This window comes from Streptomyces yongxingensis, from assembly GCF_055597465.1.
The window spans coordinates 1,091,027-1,104,005 of sequence record NZ_CM145717.1 but is presented as its reverse complement, the minus strand read 5'-3'; the positions used below and the strand labels follow the sequence as shown (position 1 = coordinate 1,104,005).

The 12,979-nt window shown below is 71.5% G+C and carries 7 protein-coding genes; 6 read left to right on the top strand and 1 reads right to left on the bottom strand.

Annotated features, from left to right (window positions below; all coding sequences use genetic code 11):
• Nucleotides 1-100: 100 nt before the first annotated feature.
• The 5 genes from ACZ6TD_RS05015 (at nucleotide 101) to ACZ6TD_RS04995 (ending at nucleotide 11,258) form a co-directional block, all read left to right on the top strand.
• Complete coding sequence (locus ACZ6TD_RS05015) at nucleotides 101-7,003, top strand: SDR family NAD(P)-dependent oxidoreductase (RefSeq protein WP_471351082.1); 6,903 nt, start codon at nucleotides 101-103, stop codon at nucleotides 7,001-7,003.
• A 130-nt stretch (nucleotides 7,004-7,133) separates the two neighbouring features.
• Nucleotides 7,134-8,570, top strand: a complete 1,437-nt coding sequence (locus tag ACZ6TD_RS05010) for a class I adenylate-forming enzyme family protein (protein ID WP_471351079.1) — start codon at nucleotides 7,134-7,136, stop codon at nucleotides 8,568-8,570.
• Nucleotides 8,567-9,586, top strand: coding sequence for an ACP S-malonyltransferase (locus ACZ6TD_RS05005; RefSeq protein WP_471351077.1), 1,020 nt, complete (start codon nucleotides 8,567-8,569; stop codon nucleotides 9,584-9,586). The genes ACZ6TD_RS05010 and ACZ6TD_RS05005 overlap by 4 nt, the downstream gene beginning before the upstream one ends.
• Nucleotides 9,587-9,658: 72 nt before the next feature.
• On the top strand, nucleotides 9,659-10,264 hold the full coding sequence (locus ACZ6TD_RS05000; RefSeq protein WP_471351074.1) for a TetR/AcrR family transcriptional regulator: 606 nt from the start codon (nucleotides 9,659-9,661) through the stop codon (nucleotides 10,262-10,264).
• Nucleotides 10,265-10,373: 109 nt separating this feature from the next.
• A complete protein-coding gene (locus ACZ6TD_RS04995; protein WP_471351070.1) occupies nucleotides 10,374-11,258 on the top strand; it encodes an alpha/beta fold hydrolase in 885 nt (294 codons plus the stop codon).
• Nucleotides 11,259-11,375: 117 nt separating this feature from the next.
• Here the strand turns inward: ACZ6TD_RS04995 and ACZ6TD_RS04990 are convergent, their stop codons facing one another.
• Nucleotides 11,376-11,783 (bottom strand): RidA family protein, encoded by a 408-nt coding sequence (locus tag ACZ6TD_RS04990; RefSeq protein WP_471351068.1) that lies wholly within the window; start codon nucleotides 11,781-11,783, stop codon nucleotides 11,376-11,378.
• A 295-nt stretch (nucleotides 11,784-12,078) separates the two neighbouring features.
• On the opposite strand from ACZ6TD_RS04990, the gene ACZ6TD_RS04985 reads away from it, so the two are divergent.
• On the top strand, nucleotides 12,079-12,867 hold the full coding sequence (locus ACZ6TD_RS04985; protein ID WP_471351065.1) for a hydrolase: 789 nt from the start codon (nucleotides 12,079-12,081) through the stop codon (nucleotides 12,865-12,867).
• The last annotated feature ends 112 nt before the right edge of the window (nucleotides 12,868-12,979 follow it).

Below are 12,979 nucleotides of genomic sequence, written 5' to 3'. Positions count from 1 at the left end.
CCGCCCGACACCGATGAATGGCGGGCGGGCGCCCACCCCGAAGCCGCACTCAGCGCGGCACACAGCTTTGACGCAAGATCTTCCACGAAGCAGGAGTTAGGTGAGCAGCATGTTGCGCGGGTCCAGCGACTCAGGCGAGTCCGGAATCCAGGCTGGGCCGGATTGCGGCGAGAGCCCAGGCGAACTTCCTTCACTCGCACCGGACTTCCAAGAACTGCCGGATCACGAGCAGCGCAGGGTCCTGTTCGACCTGGTGCGCGCGCACGTCGCCGCGGCGCTGCGATCGGAGTCACCGCGCACGCTCGACGCGGAGAGCTCCTTTCTCGACCTGGGACTTGACTCACTCGCGGCGGTCAACCTGCACCGAGGGCTGGTCGCCGCCACCGGCCTCACTCTCGAAGTGTCACTCGCCTACGAGTATCCGACGCCCAGCCAGCTCGTGGACCACCTCCACCGGCAGATCTTCCCCGTGACCACGGACGACACCGCTCCCGCGCGTGCCGTCATGGGCTCGGACGACCCCATCGCGATCGTCGGGATGAGCTGCCGCTTCCCCGGCGGCGTCAACAGCCCCGAGGACCTGTGGAAGGTCGTCGTCGAGGGCGTGGACGCCATCACCCCGTTCCCCACCGACCGGGGCTGGGACCTGGAGGCGCTCTACAGCCCCGACCCGGACCGGCCCGGCACCAGCTACGCGACCGAGGGCGGATTCATCCACGACGCCCCCGAGTTCGACGCGGAGTTCTTCGGCATATCGCCGCGTGAGGCGCTGGCCATGGACCCGCAGCAGCGGCTGCTGCTGGAGACCAGCTGGGAGGTCTTCGAGCGGGCCGGCATCGATGTGACCAAGCTGAGGGGGAGCAGGACCGCCGTCTTCACCGGCGCCGAGCACCACGACTACGGGCCCCATCTGCAGAGCACCAAGAGCGGCCTCGAAGGCTATGCGCTGACCGGCATCGCGGGCAGCGTCGCCTCCGGGCGCATCTCCTACACCTTCGGCTTCGAAGGCCCGGCGTGGACCGTGGACACCGCGTGCTCCTCGTCGCTGGTCTCCCTGCACCAGGCGGCGCATTCGCTGCGCCAGGGCGAATGCGACCTCGCGCTGGCCACCGGTGTCGCCACGATGCCCACCCCGGGTGACTTCATCCTCTTCAGCCGCCAGCGCGGACTCTCCTCCAACGGGCGCTGCAAGGCGTTCGGAGCCGAGGCCGACGGCACCTCGTGGGCCGAGGGCGTCGGCGTCCTGCTGGTGGAGCGGCTCTCGGACGCCCGGCGCAACGGCCACGAGGTGCTGGCGATCGTGCGCGGCTCCGCCGTCAACCAGGACGGCGCCAGCAACGGTCTGACCGCCCCCAACGGGCGCTCCCAGCAGCGCGTCATCCGGCAGGCGCTGGCCAACGCCGAGCTGACCGCGGACCAGATCGACGTGATCGAGGCGCACGGCACCGGAACCTCGCTCGGCGACCCCATCGAGGCGCAGGCGCTGATCGCCACCTACGGCGAGAGCCGCCCGGAGGGGCAGCCGGTATGGCTGGGGTCCCTCAAGTCGAACATCGGCCACACCCAGGCGGCGGCCGGTGTGGGTGCCGTCATCAAGATGGTGATGGCCATGCGCCACGGCATCCTGCCCAAGACGCTGCACGTCGAGGTGCCGACCCCGCATGTGGACTGGTCGTCGGGCGGCGTGGCGCTGCTCGCCGAGCAGCGCCCCTGGCCGGAGACCGGGCGGCCACGCCGCGCCGGTATCTCCTCGTTCGGCATGAGCGGCACCAACGCGCACGCCATCATCGAGCAGGCACCGCCGGAGGAGCACGCCCCCGCGGCGGACGACGCCGACATCGAGGAGACGGCCTCCCAGCCGGTTTCGTGGCTGGTGTCCGCCAGGAGCGAGGAGGCGCTGCGGGCGCAGGCCGCCCGGCTGCGCGAGCATGTGGTGCGCCACCCCGACGCGCGGCCGGTCGACATCGGATGGTCGTCCGCCGTGACACGTGCCGCACTCGAACACCGGGGCGTGGTGGTGGCGTCCGACCGTGAGGGGCTGCTGCGCGGCCTCGCGGCGCTCGCCGAGGAGACCGACGCGCCGGGCCTGGTGCTGGGCAGGTCCACGGCCCAGCGGGTGGCGTTCCTGTTCACCGGCCAGGGCGCCCAGCGGCTGGGCATGGGCCGGGAGCTCTACGAGACCTACCCGCTGTTCGCCGACGTGTTCGACGAGGCGTGCGACTACCTCGAGGTGCGCCTCGGAACCTCCGTGCTCGACGTCGTCTTCGGCCCCGAGGACGGCGACGCGGCCGCGGCCGGTGACGAGCTGAACCAGACGATGTTCACCCAGGCCGGGCTGTTCGCCTTCGAGGTGGCCCTGTTCCGCCTGGTGGAGTCCTGGGGCGTGCGCCCCGACTTCCTGATGGGCCACTCGGTGGGCGAGATCGCGGCGGCACACGTCGCCGGGGTGCTGTCCCTGGAGGACGCCTGCGCCCTGGTGGCGGCCCGCGGGCGGCTGATGCAGGAACTGCCCGAGGGCGGCGCCATGGTGGCCGTCCAGGCGTCGGAGGAGGAGGTGGCCGAGAGCCTGAAGGGCCGCGAGGACCAGGTGTCGCTGGCGGCGCTCAACGGCCCCACCTCGGTGGTGCTCTCCGGCGACGAGGACGCGGTGCTCGAACTCGCCGGCCACTGGGAGGCCCAGGGCCGCAAGACCAAGCGGCTGCGGGTCAGCCACGCGTTCCACTCCCCCCGGATGGACGCCATGCTGGAGGAGTTCGGCCAGATCGCCGCCTGCCTGGACTACTCGGCCCCGGCGATCCCGGTCATCTCCAACGTCACCGGCGATGTCGCGGGCGCCGAACTGGCCACCCCGGAGTACTGGGTCCGCCATGTGCGCGAGGCGGTCCGCTTCGACGACGGCATGCGCCGCCTCGCCGACCAGGGCGTGACGACGTGCGTGGAGCTCGGCCCCGACGCCGTGCTGACCGCGATGGGCCAGGACTGCCTGGACGCCGTCGGCGCCGACGCGGCGTTCGTCCCCCTGGCCCGCGCCGCGCGCGCCGAAGCCCAGACGCTGGCGGAGGCGGTCGCCACCCTGTACGCCAACGGCGTCGGCGTGGACTGGGACGCGGTGTACTCCGGGCGCGGCGCACGCCGCGTCGCCCTGCCGACCTACGCCTTCCAGCACAAGCGGTACTGGCTGGAGTCGGGCGGCGCCATGACCGGCGACGCCCGCAGCGTCGGCCTCGGCAGGGTGGACCACCCACTGCTCGGCGGCCTCACCGAACTGGCCGAGGGCGACCGCACGGTGCTGACCGGGCGCCTGTCACTGCAGACCCACCCGTGGCTCGCCGACCACGCCGTGGCCGGCGGAGTGCTCTTCCCCGGCACCGGATTCGTGGAGCTGGGCCTGCTCGCCGGCACCGAGACCGGGGCGGGACGGCTCGGCGAACTCACCCTCGAGACCCCGCTCCTCCTGCCGGAGCAGGGCGGCGTCCGCATCCAGCTCGTGGTCGGCCCCGCCGACGAGTCCGGCGTACGGCCGCTGGGCGTGTACTCGCGCTCCGACAGCGACGAGCCGGGAGAGGAGTGGGTGCGGCACGCCCAGGGCGTCCTCGAGGCCGACAGCGGCGCCGCGGTCACCGACAGCCTGCTGCAGTGGCCCGTCCCGGGCGCCGAGCAGGTGCCGATGGAGGGCTTCTACGAGGGCCTCGCTGAGGTCGGTTACGGATATGGTCCGGTCTTCCAGGGGCTGGAGTCGGTCTGGCGGCTGGACGGCGACGTCTACGCCGAGGTGGCGCTGCCGGACTCGGCCGCCCAGGAGGCCGGACGGTTCGGTCTGCACCCCGCCCTGCTCGACGCCGCTCTGCATGCCATGGAGATGGGCGACTTCGGCGGCGAGAGCGGGCGCGTGACGCTGCCGTTCTCCTTCACCGGAGTGACCCTGCACGCGGTGGGCGCCGGACGGGTGCGGGTGCGGCTGCGCCCGCAGGGCAAGGACACGGTCGCGCTGCTGGTGACCGACGCCACGGGCGCTCCCGTCGCCTCGGTGGAGTCGCTGGTGGTGCGCGAGGTGGCGGCCGAGCGGTTCGCCTCGGGGCCGCGCGGCACCGGTGGCGACGGAACGCTGTTCCGGGCCAACTGGGACGTGTTCGCCGCCGCGCGCGGTGGCAACCACACCGTGGACGGCGCGTCCACGGCGGTGATCGGCGCCGACCGGACGCGGGTGGCCGAGCTGCTCACCGCCTCCGCCGTCGAGCACACCGAGTACGCCGGGGTGGAGGCGCTCGTCGCCGCCGTCGACGAGGGTGCCGCGGTGCCGGACGTGGTCTGGGCCTGGTGCGGCGCCGGACCGGACGTCGACAATCTCGCCGACGCCGCCCGCGAGGCGACCCACCGGGCGCTGGCCCTGGTGCAGTCCTGGCTCGCGGAGGACCGGTTCGACGGGGCCCGGCTGGTAGTGGTCACCAGCGACGCGGTCGCGACGGGCCCGGGCGAGGGCGTCGCCGGGCTGTCCAACGCCGCCGTCTGGGGACTGCTGCGCTCGGCGGCCACGGAGAACCCGGGCCGGATCCAGCTGGTGGACATCGACCGCCACGCCGAGTCGGCCACCGCGGCCGCCGGTGTGGTGACGGCCGCGATCGCGGCGGGCGAGCGCGAGGTGGCGATCCGCGCGGGCCAGGGGCTGGTCCCCCGGCTCGCCAGGAACGCCGCCGGGCGGGTCCTCGAGGCCCCCGCCGGCACCTCGGCGTGGAAGCTCGGCACCACCGGCGGCGGCACCCTGGACAACCTCTCGCTGCTGCCCGACCCGGCGGCGGAGGCGCCGCTGGCCCCCGGGTACGTGCGGATCGCGGTGCGCGCCGCGGGTCTGAACTTCCGTGACGCGCTGATCGCCATCGGCATGTACCCCGACGACCACGCCACCATGGGCGGCGAGGGCGCCGGTGTGGTCCTGGAGGTCGGCCCGGGCGTGACCGATCTGGCCCCCGGTGACCGGGTCATGGGCATGATCAACGCATCGTTCGGGCCCATCGCGGTCGCCGACCGGCGGCAGATCGTCCGCATGCCGCGCGGCTGGACGTTCGCGCAGGGCGCGTCGGTGCCGGTGGTCTTCCTGACCGCCTACATCGGCCTGGTGGAACTCGGCAAGCTCCAGGCGGGCGAGTCCATCCTGGTGCACACCGCCACCGGCGGTGTGGGCATGGCGGCCGTGCAGCTCGCACGCCACCTCGGCGCCGAGGTGTACGCCACGGCCAGCCCCGGCAAGTGGGACACCCTGCGGGCGATGGGATTCGACGAGAAGCACATCGCCTCCTCCCGGGACCTGGAGTTCGAGCGGCGCTTCCTGGAGGCCACCGAAGGCCGGGGCGTGGACATGGTGCTGGACTCGCTCGCCCGCGAGTTCGTCGACGCCTCCCTGCGGCTGATGCCCAGGGGCGGGCGGTTCCTGGAGATGGGCAAGATCGACGTGCGCGACCCCGAGGTCGTCGCCCAGGACCACCCCGGGGTGAAGTACACCGCGTACGACCTGGTCGTGGCCGACTACGACTGGGTCCAGCGGATGCTGGTCGAGCTGGTCGAGCTCTTCGACCGCGGCGCGCTGCACCCCCTCCCGGTGACCGCGTGGGACGTGCGCCGGGCCCCGGACGCGGTGCGGTACATCAGCCAGGCCCGGCACATCGGCAAGAACGTGTTCACCATGCCCCACGCCCTGAACCCCGAGGGTTCGGTGCTGGTCACCGGTGGCACCGGCGGCCTGGGCAGCGAGGTGGCGCGCCACCTGGTGGCCCAGCGCGGAGTGCGCAACCTGGTCCTGGTCTCCCGGCGCGGGCCGGACGCGGAGGGCGCCGCCGACCTCAAGGCCGAACTGACCGAGGCGGGCGCGTCGGTGACGCTGGCGGCCTGCGACGTGGCCGACCGCGCCTCGCTGGAGCGGGTGCTGGCCGGCGTACCCGCCGACCACCCGCTGACCGCGGTCGTGCACGCGGCGGGCGTACTCGACGACGGTGTCATCGACACCCTGTCGCCGAAGCGGATCGACGCGGTCTTCGAGCCCAAGGTCAACGCGGCGTGGAACCTCCATGAGCTGACCCGGGAGCTGGACCTGGCGGAGTTCGTGATGTTCTCGTCCGTCGCCGGTGTGTTCGGCAGCCCGGGACAGGGCAACTACGCCGCGGCCAACTCCTTCCTGGACGCGCTCGCCGCCCACCGGCGCGCCCTCGGCCTCCCCGCCGTATCGCTGGCCTGGGGGCCGTGGGAGCAGGCCGGCGGCATGACCGGCACCCTCAGCCAGGCGGACATGGTGCGCATGGCGCGCGAGGGCATGGCGGCCCTGTCCATGGCGGGCGGTATGCGTCTGCTGGACGCCGGCGGCACGAGCGAGGACGCCCTGCTCGTGCCGATGCGGCTGGAGACCTCGGCGCTCAGCGGCCAGACCGACATCCCCACTCTGCTGCGGGGTGTGGTCCGGGTACGCAGCAAGGCGGCGGCCGACGGGAAGGCGGCCGCTCCCGAATCGGCCAAGGTGCAGCTGGCCGGGCTGTCCGGCGCCGAACTCGACCGTGCGCTGCTCGATCTGGTGCGCGGCAGCGCGGCGGTGGTGCTGGGGCACAGCGGCGCCCACTCCATCGAGCCCGACCGGTCCTTCCAGAACCTCGGCTTCGACTCACTGGCGGGTGTGGAGTTCCGTAACCGGCTGAACTCGGCCACCGGGCTCCGCCTCCCCTCCACGCTGATCTTCGACAATCCCACGCCCGCGGCCCTCGCCGAGTATCTGCGCGGCCGGGTGGCGACGGACAGTCCGGCCGAGCCGGACGTCGATCCGGAAGAGGCCAGGATCCGTGCCCTTCTGACGTCGATTCCGCTGGAGCGGCTGCGCCGCGCCGGCCTGCTGGACACGCTGACCGAGCTGGCGAGCGGCAAGGACCAGGCCGAGGCGGACACCGAGGAGAAGGAGACGGACTCCATCGACGCGATGGACGACGACGACCTGATCGACATGATGCTCGAGGATCTCGACTCCTGACGAAGTGCGAGTCCCCCCGGAGACCTCCGGGGGGACTCGCGGTCCAGGGCCACGGACAGAAGAGCGCCGGCGTCGCGGGTGGCTCTCACCCCAAGAGGCTTCAAGAAGAAGAAAGGCTCAGTGAAACCCGATGACCGCGAAGGTCTTTGCGACGGAAGCGGTGCATTCGCTTCCCGAGTTCGAACAGCGGGCCCTGGCCATCGCCGAAGCGCTCCGCGAGCGCGGCGTCAGCGACGGCACCCGGGTCATGCTGAAGGCGGGCAATTCCGCCGGCTACGTCGGGGCCCTCCTCGCCCTGATGCACACCGGCGCGTCGATCGTCATGGTCGACCACCAGGAGCGGGCGGAGGCGACACAGCGCATCTGCGACCGGGCCGGCGTCAAGATCTGCGTGGTCGACGACGACACCCCGATGCCCGAGAGCGGCCCGACCCGGGTCACCATCTACGAGCTGCTCGTGGCGTCCATGGAGCAGACCCCCGCCGAGCGGCGGCTGTCCCTCGACACCTGGTGCGCGCTGCCCGACGGCCTGATCATGTGGTCCTCCGGGTCCACCGGGGAGCCCAAGGGCGTCGTCAAGACCGGGGCGAAGTTCCTGAAGAACCTGGAGCGCAACGCCGAGCAGGTGGGCCACCGCCCCGATGACGTCCTGCTGCCGTTGCTGCCGTTCTCCCACCAGTACGGGCTGTCCATGGTGCTCATCGCCTGGCTGGTCAAGTGCTCGCTGGTCATCGCGCCCTACCGGCGGCTGGACCGGGCGATGACCATGGCGGGCGCGTGCGGGGCCACGGTGGTCGACGCCACCCCGGCCAGCTACCGCAGCATGCTCAACATGATCGGCCGCAAGCCCGCCCTGGCGGACGAGCTGTCCGGCGTCCGGATGTTCTGCAGCGGGGCCGCCCCGCTGGACCCCGGCCTGGTCGCCGACTACGTCAAGCGGTTCGGACTGCCCCTGCTGGACAGCTACGGCAGCACCGAGGCCGGGAACGTGGCCTTCGCGACCGAGGACAACGTGGTCGCCTGCGGGCGGGCCGTCGAGGGCCTGAAGCTGCGGATCGTCGACGACGAGGGCGCCGTGCTCCCCTCCGGCGAGGTCGGGGAGATCCAGGTCCACTCGCCCGACCTGATGGAGGGCTATCTGGCGGAGGACGGCACGGTGGCCCCCGTCGACCCGGCCAAGACCGACTGGTACCCCACCGGCGACTTCGGCTATCTGGACGGCGGGGACAACCTCTTCGTCCTCGGCAGGAAGTCCGCGGTGCACCGCAACGGCCACACGCTCTACCCCGAGATCATCGAGCACAAGCTGGCCGCGGGCGGCTGCCTCGTCAAGGTGGTCCCCGTCCCCGACGAACAGCGCGGCTGCCAGCTCTTCTTCTTCGTGGAGGACGAGCAGCAGCGGGAGCCGCGGCACTGGCGGGAGCCGATCACCTCCCTGCTGCCCGACTTCGAGCACCCCAACCGCATTCACGTCCTGGAGCGATTCCCCCTGAACCGCAACGGCAAGCCCGACAAACGACAGCTCGAGCAGCTGGCTCTCGACCTGGCGCCGGGAGCGAAGGCATGACTGACCCACAGACCACCGAGCCACAGGCCACGGAGCCGCGGACATCCGATCCGGAGACCAGCCGTACGGCGATGGTCTTCCCCGGGATGGGGCCCTTCCGCTTCACCGACGTGGGCGAGTTCCTGCTGACCAACCCCCATGCCCGGCGCCGGCTCGCGATCGCCGACGAGGTGGTGGGGTACTCCGTGTTCGACCGGTACCGCCAGTCGGACGCCGATGAGGAGGCGCAGTACGCCGAGCACACTCAGATCGCCTTCCTGACCGTCTGTCTCTCCCTCGCCGACTGGGCGGAGGAGACGCTGGGAGAGCGGCCCGAGCTGTGCGCCGGACCGAGCTTCGGCCAGCGGGCCGCGGTGACCTACGCGGGCTCCCTGCCGTTCGAGGAGACCGTGCGGCTCACCGCCGAACTGGCGCGCTGCGAGGAGGAGTACTTCCGGCAGGAGCACCGTGAGGCGGTCACCCACTGCGTGATCCACACCCCCGAGGAGCGGCTCCGGGAGGCGCTGGCCGAACTGGACGCCGAGGGGGAGTGGCACGACGTCTCCGGCTACATCGACCAGGGCTTCTACCTCGTGTCCCTGCGCGAGCCCATGCTCGACCGGTTCAAGAAGCGGATCGGCGAGCTCGGCGGATACAACATGTACACGATGTGGCCGCCCGTGCACGCCCCGGCGTTCGCCGCCCTGCGCCGCAAGGCGGAGGAGGAGGTCCTCGGCACCTTCGAGGTGGCCGACCCCAAGCTCCCGGTCGTCGCCGACCAGAACGGCGCGCTGCTGACCGACGCGGACGGTGTGCGCACCATGCTGCTCGACACCTTCGACCACCCGATCCGCTGGCCGGACATGGTGGACACGATGCGGGAGCACGGCATCACCAAGGTCTGCATCGCGGGTCCGGACAACCTCTTCGGCCGGGTGAACCGCACCGTGGACACCTTCGAGGTGGTGGCCATCGACGCCCGCAAGGCGATGCGTCCGCGCGTCCGTCAGAGGAGTGCCCGCCGGGCGAGGCGGTGATGGGGGCGCTGCCCCCGGGCAGCGCCCCCTGTGTAATTGACTGATCGATCTCAAAAGAGTTAGCGTGCCGGTATGGCACGGAGGAAGGAATTCGATCCGGAGGCCGCGCTGGACGCCGCGATGCGGCTGTTCTGGCGCAATGGCTACGAGGGGACGTCCACCAGCGACCTGGTGGACGAGCTGGGCATCGCGCGGGCGAGTCTGTACGGGACCTTCGGGTCCAAGCGCGGGCTGTACCTGGCCGCGCTCGACCGCTTCCTCTCCGGTGCCGCGGGGCCGAGTCCGGCCGACATCCTGGCGTCGCGCACCTCGGCCCTGGATGCCGTCCGGGATCTTCTGGAGACCAGCGCGGCGGCCCCGAAACCGGGCACACCCCAGGGCTGTTTCGCGGTCAACGCCACGGTGGAGCACGGCGATTCCGACCCCGAGATCGCACGGCGCCTCGAGGGCAACCGAAGCCGCCTCGAGACCGCGCTCTACGGCGCGCTGCTGAGGGCCCGCGCGGAGGGCGAGCTGGCTCCCGGCGTCGATCCGCGATCGGCGGCCACCATGCTGGCCTCGCTCAACAGTGGTCTGAAGGTGCTGTCGTGCGCGGGCGCGGACCAGCGCGACCGCATCACCACCTCCGTCGACGCCGTCATGGCGATGCTGACCCCACCGGCGGCCGCCGCCGACTGACGGCGGCGATCCGCGGCCGCGCGAGCGCGCTGTGGTCGCCAGCGGCTCATGCCTGCGTTCATTCGAGACTACTCAGTCTCGAAACCCTGAGATCGATCATGGAGAAGCAATGATTTCCGACCATCGTGGAGCGCCTGTCCGCACCGGCCGCGCCGCCGTCAACGGAACGAAGCTGCATTACCGCACGGCCGGTTCCGGCCCGGTGGTGGTACTGCTGCACGGCGTGCCCAAGACCGGCTATCACTGGCGGCACCTGGTCCCGAAGCTTTCGGCACGGCACACCGTCGTCGTGCCGGACCTCCGTGGTCTGGGCGACTCCGCCCGTCCCGCGGAGGGATTCGACTGCGCGACGATGAGCGATGACATCGCCGCGCTGATGGCCCACCTCGGACACGAGACCTACACCGTGATGGGGGAGGACTGGGGAGCGGTGGTCGGCTACCAGCTCGCCGCCCGGCACCGCGATCACGTCGAGGCCCTGGTGTTCGCCGAGGCATTGCTGCCCGGGTTCGGCTTCGAGGACCACACCGCCCTGACCCACGAGAACGTCTCGGGCGGGATGTTCCTGTGGCATCTGGGCTTCTACTTCCAGCCGGACGTACCCGAGATGCTGATCGCCGGGCATGAGCGCGAGCTCATCACGTACATGCTGAAGGACGAGCGCAGCTACCCCGACACCGCCACCGCGGACGCGATCGAGGAGTATGTGCGCTGCTACTCCATGCCCGGCGGTATCCGCTCGATGCTGGCGATCTACCGGGCGATGCTCGTCGACGCCGAACAGAACCGGGAGGCGGCGCGGACGAAGCTGGACATCCCGGTGCTGGCGCTCGGTGGCGACGCGTTCATCGGCGACCGGAACGAGGCCCAGATGCGGCTCCTCGCCCATGACGTCACCGGCCATGTCTTCGAGGCCGGACACGACCTCGCCGAGGAGGTGCCGGACGAGGTGGCCGATGTACTGCTGGCGTTCCTGAACGACCGGCTCACATGAACCGAGTCGGCTCCCCGTATCCGTGATCTCTTGCGGTGACTCGGGAACTATAGGAGAGTGACTCGCCTTGGGTCGCGCGGTTGGCCCCGTGGAGATGGGGCCACCGCGCGGCCAGGCTCAGTCGAGGACCGCGGTGGCTTCGATCTCGACCAGATGCTCGGGCACGTCGAGTGCCGCGACGCCCAGCAGCGTGGCCGGCGGGACCGGGGTGGCCCCCAGCTTCGCGGCCGCCCGCGCGACCCCCTCCAGGAACTGGGGCATCTTGTCGGGGGTCCAGTCGACGACGTAGGCGGTCAGCTTCGCCACGTCGTCGAAGGAGCCACCGACCTCGGCCAGAGCGGTGGCGACGTTGAGGTAGCACCGCTCGACCTGAGCGGCGAGATCGCCTTCGCCGACCGTGACCCCGTCGGCGTCCCAGGCCACCTGCCCGGCGATGTGGATCAGCCTCGACCCGGTCGCGATCGACACCTGTCGGTACGCGTCGATCTCCGGCAATCCGCTGGGGTTTACCAGGGTGATGGCCATACTGCCTGCCTTCTCGTCATGGGAGCCCACGGGCTCGCTGTCATGGAATCCAAGAGCCCGCGCTCTCTGGTGGTTACTCGGAAACCATAAGAGAGTGCCCTCTGACATGGAAGAACGCACTTTTCGGTGACCGGGGAACCTTTTCGTAACCGACTGGGTGAAGCGACCGGTGGGCCGTTGGCGCGGACGTCCGCCTTCCAGACTTGTCATGTACGGGCTACAGTGCGGGCAATGCATGGGAGCGCTCCCAGGCTTCCGGGCGCTCCCGGTCCTCTGACCAGCCGAAGGATCTCCCATGACCCCCACACCACACCGCGCCCTGGCCGTCGCCGCGGTGGCCGCGGCGGTGGCGCTGACCGCCCCGGCCGCGCCACGGGCCTCGGCGCAACCGGCGGCCTGTGCCGCCAACGGCTTCTGCGAGGACTTCGAGTCCCAGACCGGGACCACCCCCGCGGGCCGCTGGACCACGGCCGTCGCCAACTGCTCGGGCACCGGCACCGCCACCGTGGACACCACGATGGCGCACGGCGGCGCCAAGTCGGTGCGGATCACCGGCAAGGCGGGGTACTGCAACCACGCCTTCGCCGGCACCTCGCTGTCCGGCCTGCCGTCCGGCGGCGACCTCTACGCCCGCTTCTGGGTCCGCCACACCACCGCGCTGCCCGCCCAGCACGTCACGTTCGCCGCCCTGCGCGACGCCAACGACAACGGCAAGGACCTGCGCATGGGCGGCCAGAACAAGGCGCTCCAGTGGAACCGCGAGTCGGACGACGCCACCCTCCCCGCCCAGAGCCCGGCGGGCGTCGCGCTCAGCACCCCCCTGCCCGTCAACACCTGGACGTGTCTGGAGTTCCGCCTCGACCGCACCGCGGGCCGCCTGGACACCTGGGTGAACGGCGGGCTCGTCACCGGCCTGGTGGTCGACGGCACCCCGACCCAGGACGTCGACCAGCAGTGGCTGAACCGGGGCGGGTGGCGGCCCGCCCCGGCCGATCTGCGGCTGGGCTGGGAGAGCTACGGCGAGGGCGACGACACCCTCTGGTACGACGACGTGGCCGTCGGCACCTCCCGTATCGGCTGCTGACCAGCGGTCAGGGACCGTGCCAGGGCCCCGCCGGACCCATCGGACCAGGGCTCAGGGGGAAGCCGACCGACCGGGACTTCTTCCACGCCTCATGCCCCAGGTCCTTGGCCTC